We start from the raw sequence: 16,782 nt of genomic DNA, 5'->3' as shown, positions 1-16,782 counted from the left end.
NCCGGCAGCTCGTCGAAGAAGACCTCGTTGAGGTGGTGCGGGCCGATCATGCTGGGGATCGGCCGGACCTCGATCGCCGGGTGGGACATCGGGACCAGGAACACGGTCAGCCCCTGCTGCTTGCGCTTCTCCCGCGAGGTGCGGGCCAGCAGGAAGCACCACTGCGCCATCGTGGCGTAGGACGTCCAGACCTTCTGGCCGCTGACCCGCCAGCCGCCGGTGTCCGGGTCCGGCTGGGCGGCGGTGCGCAGTGAGGCGAGGTCGGAGCCGGCCTCGGGCTCGCTGAAGCCCTGGCACCAGATCACCTCGCCGCGGGAGATCGGCGGCAGGTGGCGCTGCTGCTGCTCGGCCGTGCCGTGCCGCATGATGGCCGGGCCGACCCAGTTGACGCCCATGTACTGCGCGCCGCGCGGCTCGTGGAGCGCCCNCATCTCCTCGCGGACGACGGTCTGCTCCCACAGGCTCGCCCCGCGCCCGCCGAACTCGACCGGCCAGGCCATGCACAGCAGGCCCTGATCGGCGAGAGTGCGACAGAAGCTCTGGGCGATCTCAAGATCGGCGGGGTTGTCGGTGAAGGCGCCGAGAAAGTCCGGCGGCACATGCTTGTGGACCAGTTGACGCAGGTCGCGCCGGAGTGCTTCCACTCCCTCGCCCATGTCGTACTCCATGGTCGGCAGACAGTAGCCCGAAACCTCTCAACCTTCAATACTTATAAAGATAACGAGGGGTATGCTCACTGACGTGCCGAGTAGCCGCCAGGGACGAGTCTCGCAGGTCAGGATCGCCGAGACGGTCGCCGCGGCGCTGCGCGGGCGCATCCTGGCCGGCGGTGGCCCGGGCGGCGGAGCCGGCCCGGGCGACAGCTCCGGCACCGGCAGCACGGAGTCCGGCACCGGGGGCTACCAGCTCCCGACCCAGGACCAGCTCGTCCAGGAGTTCGGGGTCAGCTATCCGTCCATCCGCGAGGCCATCCGGATCCTGGAGACCGAGGGCCTGGTGACCGTGCGGCGCGGCAAGATCGGCGGCGCCGAGGTCCACCGGCCGGACCAGACGTCCGCCGCCTACCACCTCGGGCTCGCCCTGCAGGCCGGCCGGGTCACCCTCGGCGACCTGGCGGTCGGGCTGCAGACCTTCGAGCCGCAGTGCGCGGCCCAGTGCGCCCTGGCCCCCGACCGGCACGAGCGGATCGTCCCCGCGCTCCGGGCGAACATCGAGAACTCGGCCCGCCTCGTCGGCACCGGTGGCGCCTTCACCCACGCCGCCCGCGAGTTCCACGAACTCGTCGTCGCGCTCACGCCGAACGCGACGATCCGCCACGTCGTCGGCAGCCTGGTGGCCCTGTGGTCCGCGCAGGAACGGGCCTGGGCGACCTCGGTCACCAGCCGGGGCGAGTACCCGGCCGAGGTCGAGGCGGAACAGGTCGTCCGTACCCACCGCCGGATCCTGACCGAGATCACGGCCGGGCGGGCCGCCGCCGCCGAACGGATCGCCCGCGCCCATCTCGCCGCCTCCCAGGCCTACCTGCTGGACCTCTTCGACGACAGCGTGGTCACCGTCACCCATGCCCGGTCGCGGCAGGAACCGGGGATCCCGAACCCGCTCTGGCGGGTCTGACCAGCCGGGAACCGCCGCCGCCCGCCGCCCGCTGCCCGCTGCCCGCCGCCGGCAGCCCGGTCCGCGGGGCGCCGGGCGGCCGGGCTGCCGGGAGGTCAGCGGGTCAGCCGGTCAGGGTCCGGCCAGGGCGTTCGTCGGTGAGCTCGTCGCCCTCGATCAGGACCCGACCGTTGACGAGGGTGTAGTCGTAGCCACGCGCCCGCTGCACGAAGCGGTTCGCGCCCAGTGGGAGGTCGGCGCGCATCTGCGGCACGTCCAGGTCGAGGCGGTCGAGATCGATCACGTTCAGGTCCGCGAACGCGCCCGGCGCCACCACCCCGCGGTCGGCGAGCCCGAACAGCTCGGCGCCCTCCGCGGTCAGCTTCCGCACCGCGTGGCCGATGTCGAGCAGGCCCTGCTCACGCACCCAGTGCCGCAGCAGGAAGGTCGACTGGCCGGCGTCCATGGTCAGGGCCACGTGCGCGCCCGCGTCACCCACGCCGACGACGACGCCCGGGTTGGTCAGCATCGCGGCGACCGCGTCGAGGTCCTGGTTGAGCACCGGGTAGTAGAGCAACCCCAGCCCTCCGGTCGCCACCGTGAACTCCAGGAACGCCGCCGCCGGGCTGATCCCGCGGCGCGCAGCCTCGGCGGCGAGGCTGTTGTCCGGGTTGACGTCGTAGCGCGCCGGGCCAGGGGGCAGCAGGTACAGCTTGGCCGGGTCCTTCGGCGCGAGCGGCCCCGACAGCTCGACCGGCCGGTCGGCCTCCTCGGCCAGCGCCGCGCGCCGCGCCGGGTCGGCGAGCGCGGCCAGCCTGGCCTCCCACGGCCGCGCCATCAGCTCGGCCCAGCCGGGAAGCGCGTCGTAGGGGGTGCGCCCGACGAGCCCGTACAGGATCCCGCTGCCCCGGGCCGCGGTCTGCGGCCGCAGGTCGGCCCCCCGGCCGCGGGCGGCCGCCACCTCGTCCATCACCCAGGACCACAGACCGGGCCGGCGGTCGCTCTGCATCATCGCGAAGGTCAGCGGACGGCCGGAGTCCCGGCTGATCTGCTCCATCCAGGCCAGCTCGGCGACGGAGTTCGCCTTGTCCGGCCCGTCGCGCTCGCCGATGCGGGGCACGACCTCGATCGTGCCGCGGCCCCGGGACGCGAGCGCGCCGGCGATCGCGGCCAGCTCCGCCTGGGCCGCGAAGGTCCCCGGCACCGGCCGGCCGTCCGGCACGGTGTGCATGAAGCTGCGGGAGGTGGAGAACCCGAGCGCGCCGGCGTCGATCGCCTCCCCGACGACCTCGGCCATCCGGGCGATCTCCTCGGCCGAGGCGGGAGCCTCGTCGAGCGCGCGCGGGCCCATGACGTAGGTGCGCAGCGCGCAGTGTCCGATCATGCCCCCGACGTTCACGCCGAGCTCGCGGCGCCCCAGCGCGCGGAGGTAGTCGCCGTAGGTCTCCCAGCCCCAGTCCACCCCGGACATGATCGTCTCGACCGGGATGTCCTCGACGGACTCCATCATCTCGGCGAGGTAGCGCTGCTCGCCGGGCCGCACGGGGGCGAACGTGACGCCGCAGTTGCCCAGCACGAGGCTTGTCACCCCGTGCCAACACGAGGGGCTGGCCACCGGGTCCCAGAACAGCTGTGCGTCGAGGTGGGTGTGGATGTCGACGAACCCGGGCGTGACCAGGCGGCCACTGGCGTCGATCTGGCGGCGCCCGCGCTCCGCGACCTCACCGACCTCGGTGATCCGGTCCCCGTCGATCGCCACATCGGCACGCCGGGGCGGGGAACCCGTCCCGTCGGCCACCTCGCCGCCATAGATCACGATGTCGTGCATGGCATCCGTTCCTCAGGTCCACCTGGCGCCGGGCCGTCCCGGTACCGACGGGAGGGAAAATAAGTAAGCCCTCATTCAGCAAAATGCTAGGGACGTCGCGCGCGCCCCGTCAAGCCGCCCAGGCCGCCGGGCCGCGGGCGCCGGCGGGGCCGCGGGACGGCGCCGAGCTTGCCCCCACGCCCCCTCACCCGCCACACCTCCACCCGGACGGGCGCGCCGTACCGCGTGACGCACGCGACACGGAAATCCGAAAACTTCGGCGATTCGGCAGACCGGTGATCCACTCGGCTGACGTAGTGTACGTTCATTCACCACCTGTGGTACAAGGCGCCGGAGGAACGATGTCCGAGCAGGTAGTTCACACACCCGCCACGGAGGAGCCCCCGCGTCCCCGCCGGATGACCGCCGAGGCACGCAAGCGCTCGATCCTCAAGGCCGCCCGCCAGGCCTTCACCGAGACCGGCGACATGAACGGCACCACCATCAAGGCGATCGCGGAACGCGGCGGGATCAGCGAAGGCGTGATCTACCGCCACTTCGAGAGCAAGGACCAGCTCTTCTACGAGGCGGTCGTCGAGCCGCTGCGGGACGCCGTCGACGAGCTCGTCGCCGCCACCGAGGTGATCGATCTGGAGGAGCCGCTCACGCCCGAGCGGCAGCTGCAGACGATGAACGGTCTGTACCGCCAGCTCATCTCGACGCTGGAGGAGGTCCTTCCNCTGCTGGGCCTGGTCCTCTTCGGCGATCCGAAGGTGGGCCGGAAGTTCTACCGCAAGCACTTCGCGGTGGCGATGGACCGGCTGGCCGACGCCTGGCGCGACGTCGAGGACCGCTACGGCTTCGAGTTCGAGTCGCCGGACCTGTCCGCGCGCGCCGTCATGGGCATCGCGCTGATCCTGGCGATGGAGAGCCGCCACAACGACCTGTTCAACCGCGACCGGGCGGTGGGCCTGATCAGCGAGAGCACGATCAAGGGGTTCTTCCCCGTCCTGGAGCCCTCCCGCCGCCGCCGCTGACGCCGCGCCGGAGCCAGTACCGCACACGTCACGACGCACCGCCGCGGTCGCGGAGGGATACCGCGGCCGGCCACCGCAGTCACCGCGGCCGACTGCCTTGATTCTCAAGTGAGCACTCACATAGTGTCTCGCCCTGGATGACCAGCGCCTGATGGACTTCCGAAGATCCATTGAAGCTAGCGAGCACTCGCTCATGATGCTAGGCTCCGCGCCGGGAGCTACCCAGGGGAGGCCACTGTGCGTGATCGCCTGATGCACAGAGAAGCGTTCTACATCAACGGAACCTGGGCCGCGCCCGCGGGCTCCGAGATTCTCCCGGTCATCTCGCCGTCAACGGAAGAAGTCGTCGGCGGGGTTCCCGTCGCGACCAACGCCGACATGGACGACGCGGTCCGCGCCGCCCGCGAGGCGTTCGACCACGGGCCCTGGCCGCGGCTGTCCCCGGCCGAGCGCGCCGACATCCTCGCCCGCGCGGCGGAGGCCCTGCGCAAGCACGAGGCCGAGATCGCGCAGGTCACCATCGACGAGATGGGCTGCGCGGCGAGTCAGGCCCGCCGTGCCCAGACCGGCATGGTCGCCGCGGTCTTCGACTACTACTCCGAGCTGGCGCGCACCTACGAGTTCGAGCACAAGGTCGTCACCGGTGAGCGCGGCGGCCTGGTCACCACCGAGCCGGTCGGCGTCGTCGCCGCGATCGTGCCGTGGAACGCGCCGGTCACCCTCGCCGCGTGGAAGACCGCACCGGCGCTCGCCGCCGGCTGCACGGTCGTGCTCAAGCCGGCCCCGGAAGCCCCGCTGAGCAACTACATCCTGGCCGAGGCGCTGGACGCCGCCGGGGTGCCGGCGGGTGTGGTCAACCTCGTCCCGGGCGGCCGGGAGGTCGGCGAACACCTGGTGACGCATCCGGGCGTCGACAAGGTCGCCTTCACCGGGTCGACGGCGGCCGGCCGGCGGATCATGAGCCTGTGCGGGGAGCGGATCCGCCGGGTCTCCCTCGAACTGGGCGGGAAGTCCGCGTCGATCCTGCTCGACGACGCCGACCTCGACACCGTCGTCCCGGCGGTCGTCGGCGGGGGCATGCACCTGTCCGGGCAGGTCTGCGGCGCGCACACCAGGGTTCTGGTGCAGCGGGCCCGGTACGAGGAGGCGCTGACGATCGCCGGCGCCGCCGCGGAGGCGATCCCGGTCGGTGACCCGCACGATCCCGCGACCATCGTCGGGCCGCTCGTCGCGCGCCGGCAGCGGGAGCGGGTCGAGGGCTACATCTCCGGTGCCGTGGCTGACGGCGCCCGGGTCGTGGCCGGCGGCGGCCGGCCGGCCCACCTCCCGCGCGGCTGGTACGTGGAGCCGACGATCCTCGGTGACGTCGACAACTCCATGCGGGTGGCCCAGGAGGAGATCTTCGGGCCGGTGCTGTGCTTCATCCCCTACGACGACCTCGACGACGCCGTGCGCATCGCCAACGACTCCGAGTACGGCCTCTCCGGCGGTGTCTGGACGGCGGACCCGGCCCGCGGGGTGGCGGTAGCCCGCCGCATCCGCACCGGCAGCGTGGCGGTCAACGGCAGCTACCCCCCGTTCCCGCTGGTGCCCTTCGGTGGGTTCAAGCAGTCCGGGCTCGGCCGCGAGCTGGGCACCGAAGGGCTCGCCGAGTTCCTGGAGACCCGCAGTATCGGGCTCCCGCCGGCACTGCTTCGTTGACGACACCGGGAGGCCTGCATGCCAAAGGGCGTTTTCGTCGTCCAGTCCCGCCCCATCTCGCCTGAGCGCGAGGACGAGTACAACAAGTGGTACTCGGAGGAACACATACCCGACATCCTCCAGATTCCGGGTTTCGTCACGGCGAGGCGATACCGCCTCCGCGACGCCGCGCACATCACGGCGNATCCGTCGGCGCGCCCGTACCTGGCCGTCTACGAGATCGAGGCCGACGACCTCGCCGCCCCGCTCCGGGAGATGGCTGCCCGGTCGGCCGACGGGCGGGTGCGCCGGAGCAGCTCCGTCGAAATGGATCCGCCGCCGGTCCGGTCCTTCTACGAACTCGTCGACGAGCACTCGCGTTCCTGAGTTATCACCGTCCGCCCCACCGCAAGGAGTATCGGTGTCGACCCTCACACCCGCCGACTCGGTGGCGATCCCGTTCCTGACGGCCGGGCCGCAGCGGCTGCTGATCGGGGGCGAATGGGTGCCTGCCGTGTCCGGCAGGACCTTCCCGAGCCTCAACCCGTCCACCGGCGAGACGCTGGCCGAGGTGGCGGAGGGCGGCGCGGCGGACGTCGACCAGGCGGTCGCGGCGGCGCGGGCCGCCTTCGAAGGGCCGTGGCGGCACACCAAGCCGGCCGACCGGCAGCGGCTGCTGTGGGCGCTGGCGGAGGCCGTCGCCGAGAACTACGGGGAGCTCCGGCTGCTCGAGACCCTCGACATGGGCACGCCGATCGGCCGCCGGCGGCCGGGGCCGGAGTCGGCCTGGGAGGCCGACGTGCTGCGCCACTTCGCCGGGCTGGCCGTCAGCATCCACGGCGAGACGATCCCGAACTCGGTGCCGGGTGAGATGCTCAGCTACACCCTCAAGGAGCCGGTCGGGGTCGTCGCGGCGATCGTGCCGTGGAACCGCCCGATCAGCAACGCGATCTGGAAGATCGCCCCAGCACTGGCCACCGGCTGCACGATGGTGCTCAAGCCGGCGGAGGAGGCGAGCCTCGCCGCGCTGCGGCTCGGCGAGCTGATCACCGCGGTCGGGTTCCCGCCCGGTGTCGTGAACATCGTCACCGGGCCCGGTGAGACGGTCGGCGCCGCGCTGGCCGCGCACGCGGACGTCGACAAGGTCGCCTTCACCGGTTCGACGGCTGTCGGGCAGCACATCCTGCGGGCGGCGGCCGGCAACCTGAAGCGGGTCTCGCTCGAACTCGGCGGCAAGTCCCCCGATGTGGTCTTCGCCGACGCCGACCTGGACAAGGCCGTGCCGGGCGCGGCCCTGGGGGTCTTCTTCAACTCCGGCCAGATCTGCTGCGCGGGCACCCGGATCTACGTCGAGCGGCCCATCCACGACGAGTTCGTGGAGCGGATCTCGGCGCAGGCGGCGAAGCTGCGGGTCGGCAACAGCCTCGACCCGCAGACCAGGATCGGGCCGCTGGTCTCCGCCGAGCAGCTTGAGCGGGTCGTCGGCTACCTGGACATCTCCCGGCAGGAGGGCGCCCGCNCCACCGCCGGCGGCTCCCGGTTGACGGACGGCGACCTGGCCCGGGGGTACTTCGTCGCGCCGACAGTGCTCGCGGACGTCCACGACGACATGCGGGTCGCGCGGGAGGAGATCTTCGGCCCGGTCGCGTGTGTGCTCCCCTTCGATTCACCCGAAGAGGTGACGGCCCGCGCCAACGACACCCAGTACGGGCTCAGCGGCGGGGNGTGGACGAGGGATATCGGGAAGGCGCATCGGTTTGCCCGCGATCTACAGGCCGGTACCGTCTGGGTGAATTCCTACAACATCATGGACCCGGCCGTTCCCTTCGGCGGCTACAAGAGCAGCGGCTGGGGCCGGGAAATGGGCCGGCATTCGCTCGACGAGTACCTGAACGTCAAATCGGTCTGGATCGACACAGCCTGAGCAACGCACACAGCACGGAAGGTCGCGCGTCCGGCACTGGCCTCGACCACCGCGGCCACCGATCCTCCAGAAGGAGAGCAAGTGGACCCGACAACCGCGGCCAGCGCGACCGGAGCGATGCCCGACGAGTGGTGCCGCCAGAGCTTCGACCACCTCTCCCCCGAGCTGGCCGCCACGCTGCCGGAGACACTGGACCGGATGCGGTCGCTGTGCCCCGTCACGCACAGCGACCGGCACGACGGTTTCTGGGTCGTCACGAAATACGAGGACGTTCTCGGCGTCGCCCAGGACTGGCGGTCGTTCACCTCGACCGAGGGGCTCAACATTCCGCGGACCCCCTCGCACGTCCGCAACATCCCGGTGGAGGTCGACCCGCCGGAGCAGCGTGCCTACAAGAAGCTGATCAACACCCACTTCACGCCGGCGGCCATCGCCGGCTGGGCGGAACCGACCCGCGAACTCGTCACCAGCCTCATCGACGCCTTCGTCGACCAGGGCGAATGCGAGTTCATGGACGACTTCGCCCGGCCGTTCCCGAGCCGCAGCTTCTTCAGGTTAGCCCTCGACGCACCCGCCGAGGATCTGGACAAGGTCGCCTACCTGGCCTCGACGTCGTCCATTCCCAACGCCCCGAACGCGAAGGAGTGCTGGGCCGGCCTGTCCGAGTGGATACACGACTTCGTCGAGCGGCGGCGGCAACGGGAACCCCGCGGTGACGTAGTGGACGCGCTGTTCGGCGCCGAGTTCGACGGGCGCCCGCTGACCCCGCAGGAAATCATCGGCATCGTCCAGCTGCTCATTCTCGGTGGCCTGGAGACAACCGCCGGCGCACTCGGGCTGATGATGGCTCGGTTCTGCCGGGAACCTCATATCCCGGCCTATCTGCGCGCGCACCCGGAGCGGATTCCCGCCGCGGTGGAGGAACTGCTGCGCCTGGACTCGCCGTTCATCGCCATCGCCCGCACCGCCACCCACGACGTCGAGATCGGTGACCGGCAGGTCAGCGCCGGGGACAAGGTCCTCATCTACTGGGCGTCGGCCAACCACGACGAGGACGAGTTCCCCGCGCCCGAGGCCTTCGACCTGGATCGGGCCACGAACCGCCACCTCGCGTTCGGCGCCGGCCCGCACCGCTGCCTCGGCTCGAACGTCGCCCGGCTGAACATCCGCATCGCCCTGGAGGAACTCGTCCGCCGGCTGGGCGACTTCCGGCTGCGTGCGGACGCCGACATCCGCTACCACTCGACGCTGACCCGGGCGCCGCACAGCCTGCCGATCACCTTCACCGCCGCGTCCTGAGACCTCGCCCCCCGGGCGCTCCCACCTGGCCTTATGGAACTGGCGCAACCGACCGATAACCGCTGCCCACGGGTGGCATAGAGCGGGTGTCGGCTCGAGTGCTCCCGTAAGAGGGTTGGGAAGATAGGCCGGTGCCCGCCGGCATCGGCGTCGCACGGCAGTGCCCCTCCCTCAGGCCAGCGGACCTGACGCGGTGGTGGACGTGGGGCGAGGGCACGATGGGGGATCTACGTGCAGCGGCACGAGGCAGACAGCACCGCGGTTTCGGCGACCGGGAAGTCGCGGACGGCCGCGCTCCCCGGCCTCCCCGGGGGCGAGCCACCACCCGGCACCGCGCCGGTCTCCGGAGCGGCGGGCACCGAAGCGGCGGGCACCGGAGCGGCGGGCCGCCTGGTCGCGGAAACGGTGCCCCTCCCCACCTTCGAGCCGGGCGCGACCAACGCCGACCCGGCGCCCGCGGGCGGGCCGGAGGAGGCCGCGTCCACGGAGACCCCGGCCGAGGCTGAGGGCGGTGACCGCGGCGACGGACCGTCCGCGGGCCCGCCGCGCCAACGCCGCCGGCGCCGGCGGCGATCCGTCGTCGGCGCCGTGGCGAGCGTCCTGGTCCTGATCCTGGGGGCGCTGGGCCTGGTCATCGCGCTCAGCGGCACCGACGACCGGCGCCGCACGCCGAGCCCTTCCGTGGCCGGCCCGCGGCCCGGCCCGGCCGCCACCGCCGCGCCGGGTCCGGCCGACGAGTCCGCCGGCCCGCCGCCGCCCGCCGAAGGGCCGGCCGCTCCGGGCGTCCGGTGGCCCACCGGCACGAACGCGAACCCACCGTTGGACATCTGGGCGTGGGAACGGTGGACCGGCCGGCCCACGGACGTCGCCGTCGTCTTCACCGTCCGGAACAGCTGGCAGCACATCGTGCACTCCGACTGGCCCATGGCGGACTACCCGCGCTCCGTCTATCCGGGGCAGCTCTCCATCGCGCAGCCGCTGTTCCCGAAGGCCGGCGACGAGCGCACCTGTGCCCGTGGCCACTACGACGAGTACTGGGCCGCCTTCGGCAACACCCTGAACCGCAACGGGCGGTCGGACGCGATCGTGCGGCTCGGCTGGGAGTACAACGGAAACTGGTTCTGGTGGTATCCGCGCGACACCGAGACCTGGAAGACCTGTTTCCAGCGGGCGACGACCGCGCTCCGCTCGACGGCGCCGAACGTGCGGATCGACTTCAACGTGAGCGCCCACCGCGACCGGATGCCCAACGGTGACGGGGTCTGGGCGGCCTACCCGGGTGACGACTACGTGGACATCGTGAGCAGCGACGTCTACGACTCCTACCCACCGTCGAAAACCCCGGAGCTGTTCGACCAGCAGTGCAACGTCCCCTCCGGAACGTGCACGGTGCTGGCCTTCGCCCGGGCGCACGGAAAGCAGTTCGCCGTGCCCGAATGGGGCCTCGCCCGGGCGGACCGCAGCGGCGGCGGCGACAATCCGCTGTTCATCGAGAAGATGCACGACCTGTTCGACGCCAACCGCGACATCCTCGCCTACGAGGCCTACTTCAACACCGCCGAGGCGACGAACGTCCGCTCATCCCTGCTCAACCCACAGCTGCACCCGAACGGGGCGCGGCGGTACCTGGAGCTGTTCGGCGGCGGCGCGGCTGCCGGCGCCGGCGCGGCTGCCGGCGGCGTCTGACCTCGGGGCCGGACTCCGCACGCGGCTGGGCCCACCCGGCAGCGGCGGCGGGTGGGCTCGGTCGTCCTCGTCCCCAGAACTGCTGACTAGGAAACCTCGTAGCCGGCCACGAAGGGGGTGTCAGCCCCGACCTTGCCGACGGTCTTGGCGCCGCCGGGGTCGCCGAGCGGCTCGTCCCGGCCCGGCAGCACGGTGCTGAAGAACTCCTTCTCGCTCTTCACGAAAGCGCGCTCGGCCTTCGGCACCTCGAGGTCGAGCATGATGGCGCCGATCGGGCACGCCGACGCGCAGGCGCCGCACTCGGTGCACTCGTTGGGGTTGATGTAGAGCTTCCGGTCGCCCTCGTAGATGGCGTCGACCGGGCACTCGTCCAGGCAACCGGTGTCTTTGACGTCGATGCAGGGTGACGTGACGACGTAGGGCATCGGAGTTCCTCTTTCCGTCGACGGACCACAGCGGGTCCGGGAGAATCTCGTTGCCTGCGGCTCGTTCTACCGCCCTGGCCCGGGTTTGACAGCCCCTGGCCTGACAGGCCGTCCCGACCGTGATGCGGTCCGTCCAGTCGGTCGCGGTCAGTCGCGGCCGGTTGGACGATCGGTCGGGACGGTCCCGTCAGCTGTCTCAGCTGTGTCAGTGGGGTCAGCCTCGCGGGGAGACCACCGGTCCGGGTTCAGGACCGGGCCGGCACCGTCCAGGAGTCGGTGCCGCTGAGCAGGTCCTGCAGGTCGCCGCGGCCGCCCGCGCGCGCGTCGGCCAGCCGGCTCTGGTACTGGCTGTCGAAGCTGGGCCGTTCCACCGCGCGGTAGACGCCGATCGGCGCCAGCTCGGGGTCGGTGTCGGCGATGCGGGCCAGCGCGTAGGCGTAGGTCGGGCTGGACGAGCGCGGGTTGTGCACCACGACGCCCTTCTCCGTCGAGCGGCCGAACTTCAGGTCGCCGCTCTCGGCGTCCCGCAGGATCGCCCACTGGCTGTCGGCGCCGAACAGGATCGGCGAGCCGGCCTCCAGCCGGATGGGGCCGTCGGCCGCCGACGGCCCCGAGGCGGCGCCGCCGTCGGCCTTCGGGGTGGCGCTGAAGGTCGGGCAGTTCTGCCGGATCTCGACCAGCGCCGAGCCTTCGTGCGCGGCGGCGGCGGCGAGGATCTCCAGCATGTGCTTGCGGTCGGTGTCGACGGTACGGGCGACGAACGACGCCTCGGCGCCGAGCGCGAGCGCAAGCGGGTTGAAGGAGTGGTCGAGCGAGCCGAACGGGCTGGACGGGGTGATCGTGCCGGGCTTGGTCGCCGGCGAGAACTGGCCCTTGGTCAGACCGTAGATCTGGTTGTTGAACAGCAGGATCTTGAGGTTCACGTTACGGCGCAGCGCGTGGATCAGGTGGTTGCCACCGATCGACAGCGCGTCACCGTCGCCGGTGACGACCCACACCGACAGGTCGGGGCGGTTGATCGAGACACCGGTCGCGATCGACGGCGCCCGGCCGTGGATGGAGTGCATGCCGTAGGTGTCCAGGTAGTACGGCAGCCGGGAGGAGCAGCCGATACCGGAGATCACCACGAAGTTCTCGCGCGGGATGCCGAGCGTCGGCATCAGGTTGCGCATGTTGTTGAGGATCGCGTGGTCACCACAGCCGGGGCACCAGCGTGCCTCACCGGCGGAGAAGTCCTTGGCGGTGAGCTGCTTGCCTGTCGCGTCGGGGCTGGTCACTTGTCGCCCTCCGATCCGAGCTCGCTGCGGCCGACGTTGCCGGTACCGCCGATGGCCTTGATGTCTTCCGTGGTGAGCGGCGCCCCGCCGACCTCGGCGTCGTTGGCGAGCCGGGTGAACACCGCGGCCAGCTCGACCGCCCGGAAGGGCAGTCCGCGGGTCTGGGTGTAGCCGACCGGCTCGACCTGGCAGTGCATCCGCAGCAGGCCGCCGAGCTGGCCGAGGTTCATCTCCGGCACCAGGACGGTGTCGTAGGCCGCCAGCACCGACGCGAGGTTCGCCGGCAGCGGGTTGAGGTACCGCAGGTGCGCCTGCGCGATGGCCAGGCCCTGGTCGCGGACGAGCCGGCAGGCCGCGCCGATCGGGCCGTAGGTGGAGCCCCACCCGATCACGAGCAGCTTGGCCCCGAATCCGGGCGGGCCGGACGGGTCGTCGACCTCCAGCGGCGGGACCTCGATGCCGTCCACCTTGTTCTGGCGGGTGCGGACCATCAGGTCGTGGTTGTCGGCGTCGTGCGAGATCTCGCCGCTGCCGTCGGCCTTCTCCAGACCACCGATGCGGTGCTCCAGCCCGGGGGTGCCGGGGATGGCCAGCGGACGGGCCAGGGTGCGCGGGTCCCGCTTGTACGGGTGGAACGCCGGCTGGCCGTCCTTGCCGACGCCGTTCGGCTCGGTGGCGAACTCGATGCCCAGGTCGGGAAGCTCGCTGACGTCCGGCACCTTCCACGGCTCGCTGCCGTTGGCGATGTAGGAGTCGGAGAGCAGGATGACCGGGGTCCGCCGCTCCAGGGCGATCTGCGCGGCCTCGAAGGCCGCGTTGAAGCAGTCCGCCGGGCTCTGCGCCGCGAGCACGGGCAGCGGGGCCTCGCCGTGCCGGCCGTAGAGGGCCTGCAGCAGGTCGGACTGCTCGGTCTTCGTCGGCAGGCCGGTGGACGGGCCACCGCGCTGCACGTTGACGATGACCAGGGGCAGTTCCAGCGAGATGGCGAGGCCGATCGCCTCGGACTTCAGCGCCATGCCGGGGCCGGAGGTGACGGTCACGCCGAGCATGCCGGCGAACGAGCCGCCGATCGCCGCGCCGATCGCCGCGATCTCGTCCTCCGCCTGGTAGGAGCGGACGTCGTGCGAGATGAGCTTGCTCAGCTCGTGCAGGACGTCGGTGGCGGGGGTGATCGGGTACGCGCCGAGGAACAGCGGCATGCCGGCCTGGTGGGCGGCGGCGACGAGACCGAAGGCGATGGCCCGGTTGCCGCGCATGTGCCGGTACTGGCCCGGGGGCAGCGCGGCGGGCTTCACCTCGTAGGAGACCGCGAACGCCTCGGTGGTGTCGCCGTAGTCCACGCCCGCCCGCAGCGCCGCGAGGTTGCCGGCGAGGATCTCCGGCGGCTTCTTCGCGAAGCGCTTCTCCAGGTAGGCGATCGTGCTCTCGATCGGCTGGTTGAACATCCAGGACACCAGGCCGAGGGCGAACATGTTCTTCGTGCGGGCGGCGTCCTTGCGCTTGAGGCCGAGGCCCTCGGTCGCGCCGACGGCGAGCCCGGTCAGGTCGACCGCGTGCACGATGTAGTTGGCCAGCGAGCCGTCGGTCAGCGGGTCGGAGTCGTAGCCGGCCTTCTCCAGCGAGCGCACGTTGAACGCGCCGGAGTCGACGAGCAGCACGCCGCCGGGCCGCAGGTCCTTCAGCGTGGCCTTCAGCGCCGCCGGGTTCATGGCGACGAGGACGTCGGGCTGGTCACCGGGGGTGGTGATGTCGTGGTCGGCGACGTGCAGCTGGTAGCTGGACACACCGCCGACGGTGCCGGCTGGCGCCCGGATCTCGGCGGGGAAGTCGGGCAGGGTCGCCACGTCGTTGCCGGCCTCGGCGGCCTGCGCACCGAAACGGTCGCCGGTGAGCTGCATACCGTCGCCGGAGTCACCGGCGAACCGGATGACGACTCCCTTAAGCCGGCGTACCCGCGGGTCGGGCTGTTCGAGCTCGGTTGTCATCGCGAACCTCGTCTTGGATGGGGGTGCTCTGGGTAAGGGAGCGGACGCGCTGGACAGCGCGGGCCACCTGGTCCGCGGCGGTGCGGATCTCCTCGGGGGTGGTGGAGCGGCCCAGGCTGAAGCGCAGGCTCTCCCGGGCCTCGGTGGCGCTGCGGCCCATGGCCAGCAGCACGTGGGACGGGGTGTCCCCGCCGCCGCTGCAGGCCGAGCCCGCCGAGACCGCCACGTGCGGGAGGCAGGCCTGCACCTCGTCGGCACCCGCGCCGACGAAGCGGAGGTTGACCGTGTTCGGCAGCCTGGCCCGCACCGGGCCGTTCAGTTCGACGGCGCCGCGGCCGAGCTGCCTGACCAGCAGTTCGGTCAGCAGCGCCACCAGCGCGCGCTGGCGGTTGCCGTCGTCGGTCATCGACGCGGCCGCGAGACGGGCGGCCGCGCCGAAGCCGGCGATCCCGGCGGTGTTGAGGGTGCCGGCCCGCCGGCCGCGTTCCTGGCTTCCGCCGTGCACCCGCGGCGCGATACGGCCCCAGGCGTCCTTCGACGCGATCAGCGCACCGACGCCCTTGGGGCCGTACAGCTTGTGGGCGGACGCGACGGCCACGTCGACACCGGTCCGCTCCAGGCTGACCGGGATCCGGCCCAGCGCCTGGGTGACATCGCTGAACAGCAGCGCGCCGGCGGCGTGCACGGGTTCGGCCAGGGGCCGCAGGTCGTTCACGGCCCCGGTCTCGTTGTTGGCGGCCATCACCGCGACGAGCGCGACGTCGGGGCCCAGCCGCCGGAGCAGGTCGTCGGCGTCGAGGGTGCCGTCGGGGTGGACGGCGATCCGCTCGGCGCGCGTGCCCGGCTCGGCGGCCGCCGCCGCGGCGTCGGCCGCGCCGAGGACCGCGGGGTGTTCGGTGGCCCCGACGAGCACCCGCCGCCGGCCGGCTCCGGCGGCGGCGAGCGCTCCGCCGATGGCCAGGTTGGCGGCTTCGGTGGCACCGGAGGTGAACACGACGTCGCGGTCCCGCGCGCCGGCGAGCGTGGCGACCTCGCGGCGGGCGCGCTCGACGATCCGGGTCACCTCCCGGCCCGGGCCGTGCTTGCTGGCCGGGTTGGCGAACTGGTCGGTGAACAGCGGCAGCATCACCTCGACCACGCGCGGGTCGACCGGGGTGGTGGCGTTGTGATCGAGGTAGATCATGTCGGCTCAGCTCCTCGGTTCCGCGGCGCCGGGCACCGGCCGGGCGCAGGTCGGGCAGGTGGGGTCGGGCCGCACCCGCAGCGACCGGAAGTCCAGATCCCAGAGGTCGTACTGGAGCAGCCGGCCGCTGGCGGGCTCACCGAAACCAGCGATGATCTTGATTGCCTCGGTCGCGGCGAGGCAGCCGGCGAGGCCCGAAACCGCGCCGAGCACGGTGAAGCCCAGCGGCTGCCAGGCCGGGTCACCCTCGGTGAAGACACAGCGGAGGCAGGGCGATCCGGGCTCGACGACCAGCAGGTTCCCCTCGGTGGCGTTCATGGCGGCGATGACCGCCGGGGTCCGCGTCGCCACGCACAGGTCGTTGAGCAGGTAGCGGTCGGGGAAGTTGTGGCGGGCGTCGACGACGACGTCCGCCTCGGCCACCAGGCTGCCCAGCTCGGGCAGCTCGGCCAGCTCGCGGTCATAGCCGACGATCTCGACTCCCGGGTGGTGCGCGCGCAGGGTCTGCTCCGCGCAGGCCACCCGGGAGCCACCGATCCACTCGGGGCGCATGAGGGTCTGCCGGTTGAGGTCGGGCTCCTCAAGCACGCCCGGATGAACCAGGACCAGCCGGCCGACCCCGGCGGCGCCGAGGTAGGTCGCCGCCGCCCCGCCGACACCGCCGATGCCCGCCACCAGCACCGTCGCCCGGAGCAACCGTTCCTGGGCCGCCGGGCCGAAGCCCGGAATGCCCAGCTGGCGGTCGAAGCGACCCGGCCGGTCGCGGCCGGTGCGCACGACCGGCCGTGGATCGCACCGGGTGGCGATCATGCCGCGCTCCATGATTGCTCCCTGTGATCCCTGTGATCCGTCGTGTGGTCGGTCAGTCGGGCCGGCGGGCCGGCGG

12 protein-coding genes and 5 pseudogenes are annotated in these 16,782 nt (G+C 72.0%); 9 read left to right on the top strand and 8 right to left on the bottom strand.

Translation table 11 applies throughout. The annotated features are described in order from the left end of the window. Position 1: 1 nt before the first annotated feature. Positions 2 to 427, bottom strand: a pseudogene (locus UG55_RS34190) (acyl-CoA dehydrogenase family protein); the annotation flags it as partial. Between the two features lies 1 nt (position 428). Next, positions 429 to 668 (bottom strand): acyl-CoA dehydrogenase family protein (locus UG55_RS34185; RefSeq protein ID WP_242424021.1); only part of this gene is annotated, 240 nt, incomplete at its 3' end. A 73-nt stretch (positions 669 to 741) separates the two neighbouring features. Between UG55_RS34185 and UG55_RS08825 the strand changes: the two genes are divergently transcribed. Further along, positions 742 to 1,614, top strand: a complete 873-nt coding sequence (locus UG55_RS08825) for a FadR/GntR family transcriptional regulator (RefSeq protein WP_128422909.1) — start codon at positions 742 to 744, stop codon at positions 1,612 to 1,614. Between the two features lie 103 nt (positions 1,615 to 1,717). Here the strand turns inward: UG55_RS08825 and UG55_RS08820 are convergent, their stop codons facing one another. Next, positions 1,718 to 3,421, bottom strand: a complete 1,704-nt coding sequence (locus tag UG55_RS08820) for an amidohydrolase family protein (RefSeq protein ID WP_066065539.1) — start codon at positions 3,419 to 3,421, stop codon at positions 1,718 to 1,720. An 83-nt stretch (positions 3,422 to 3,504) separates the two neighbouring features. On the opposite strand from UG55_RS08820, the pseudogene UG55_RS46175 reads away from it, so the two are divergent. The 8 genes and pseudogenes from UG55_RS46175 to UG55_RS08790 form a co-directional block, all read left to right on the top strand. Further along, positions 3,505 to 4,139 (top strand): annotated as a pseudogene (locus UG55_RS46175) (TetR/AcrR family transcriptional regulator); the annotation flags it as partial. 1 nt (position 4,140) lies between these two features. Then, positions 4,141 to 4,437: pseudogene (locus tag UG55_RS34175) on the top strand (TetR/AcrR family transcriptional regulator); the annotation flags it as partial. Between the two features lie 237 nt (positions 4,438 to 4,674). Further along, the gene (locus UG55_RS08810; protein ID WP_066065533.1) at positions 4,675 to 6,138 is read left to right on the top strand and encodes an aldehyde dehydrogenase; all 1,464 of its coding nucleotides are present in this window, start codon (positions 4,675 to 4,677) and stop codon (positions 6,136 to 6,138) included. Positions 6,139 to 6,538: 400 nt separating this feature from the next. Continuing rightward, a pseudogene (locus UG55_RS08800) lies at positions 6,539 to 7,636 on the top strand (aldehyde dehydrogenase family protein); the annotation flags it as partial. Between the two features lies 1 nt (position 7,637). Beyond that, positions 7,638 to 7,841, top strand: a pseudogene (locus UG55_RS34165) (aldehyde dehydrogenase family protein); the annotation flags it as partial. Position 7,842: 1 nt separating this feature from the next. Beyond that, a partial coding sequence (locus UG55_RS34160) for an aldehyde dehydrogenase family protein (RefSeq protein ID WP_242424020.1) occupies positions 7,843 to 8,041 on the top strand: 199 nt, incomplete at its 5' end. Positions 8,042 to 8,158: 117 nt separating this feature from the next. After that, positions 8,159 to 9,340, top strand: coding sequence for a cytochrome P450 (locus UG55_RS08795; protein ID WP_066065658.1), 1,182 nt, complete (start codon positions 8,159 to 8,161; stop codon positions 9,338 to 9,340). Positions 9,341 to 9,571: 231 nt separating this feature from the next. Beyond that, entirely contained in the window at positions 9,572 to 11,026 is a 1,455-nt protein-coding gene (locus UG55_RS08790; RefSeq protein WP_199865083.1) for a glycoside hydrolase family 26 protein, read from the top strand. An 86-nt stretch (positions 11,027 to 11,112) separates the two neighbouring features. On the opposite strand, the gene fdxA is transcribed toward UG55_RS08790, so the two are convergent. From fdxA to UG55_RS08765, 5 genes are all read right to left on the bottom strand, one after another. Continuing rightward, positions 11,113 to 11,451: a ferredoxin gene (fdxA, locus tag UG55_RS08785; protein WP_066065519.1), complete on the bottom strand. Its 339-nt coding sequence runs from the start codon at positions 11,449 to 11,451 to the stop codon at positions 11,113 to 11,115. Positions 11,452 to 11,696: 245 nt separating this feature from the next. Then, entirely contained in the window at positions 11,697 to 12,728 is a 1,032-nt protein-coding gene (locus tag UG55_RS08780; protein WP_066065516.1) for a 2-oxoacid:ferredoxin oxidoreductase subunit beta, read from the bottom strand. Continuing rightward, the gene (locus UG55_RS08775) at positions 12,725 to 14,713 is read right to left on the bottom strand and encodes a 2-oxoacid:acceptor oxidoreductase subunit alpha (protein WP_066065512.1); all 1,989 of its coding nucleotides are present in this window, start codon (positions 14,711 to 14,713) and stop codon (positions 12,725 to 12,727) included. Before UG55_RS08775 ends, UG55_RS08780 begins: the two co-directional genes overlap by 4 nt. Then, positions 14,667 to 15,896 carry a cysteine desulfurase family protein gene (locus UG55_RS08770; RefSeq protein ID WP_066065510.1) on the bottom strand — a complete coding sequence of 410 codons (1,230 nt, stop codon included), beginning with the start codon at positions 15,894 to 15,896 and terminating at the stop codon, positions 14,667 to 14,669. The genes UG55_RS08775 and UG55_RS08770 overlap by 47 nt, the downstream gene beginning before the upstream one ends. Before the next feature lie 6 nt (positions 15,897 to 15,902). Then, a complete protein-coding gene (locus UG55_RS08765) occupies positions 15,903 to 16,706 on the bottom strand; it encodes a HesA/MoeB/ThiF family protein (RefSeq protein ID WP_066065655.1) in 804 nt (267 codons plus the stop codon). Between the last annotated feature and the right edge of the window lie 76 nt (positions 16,707 to 16,782).

Origin of the sequence: Frankia sp. EI5c (genome assembly GCF_001636565.1) — a bacterium.
Taxonomy (GTDB): Bacteria; Actinomycetota; Actinomycetes; order Frankiales; family Frankiaceae; genus Parafrankia.
Note: the sequence above shows the minus strand (reverse complement) of the source record. Positions and strands in the feature narration are given on the sequence as shown.

Excerpts from the sequence above, each read along its gene's own strand:
- fdxA (WP_066065519.1), bottom strand. The coding sequence starts at position 11,451 with ATGCCCTACGTCGTCACGTCACCCTGCATCGACGTCAAAGACACCGGT.
- UG55_RS08770 (WP_066065510.1), bottom strand. The coding sequence starts at position 15,896 with ATGATCTACCTCGATCACAACGCCACCACCCCGGTCGACCCGCGCGTG.
- UG55_RS08795 (WP_066065658.1), top strand. The coding sequence starts at position 8,159 with ATGCCCGACGAGTGGTGCCGCCAGAGCTTCGACCACCTCTCCCCCGAG.
- UG55_RS08775 (WP_066065512.1), bottom strand. The coding sequence starts at position 14,713 with ATGACAACCGAGCTCGAACAGCCCGACCCGCGGGTACGCCGGCTTAAG.
- UG55_RS08820 (WP_066065539.1), bottom strand. The coding sequence starts at position 3,421 with ATGCACGACATCGTGATCTATGGCGGCGAGGTGGCCGACGGGACGGGT.
- UG55_RS08765 (WP_066065655.1), bottom strand. The coding sequence starts at position 16,706 with ATGATCGCCACCCGGTGCGATCCACGGCCGGTCGTGCGCACCGGCCGC.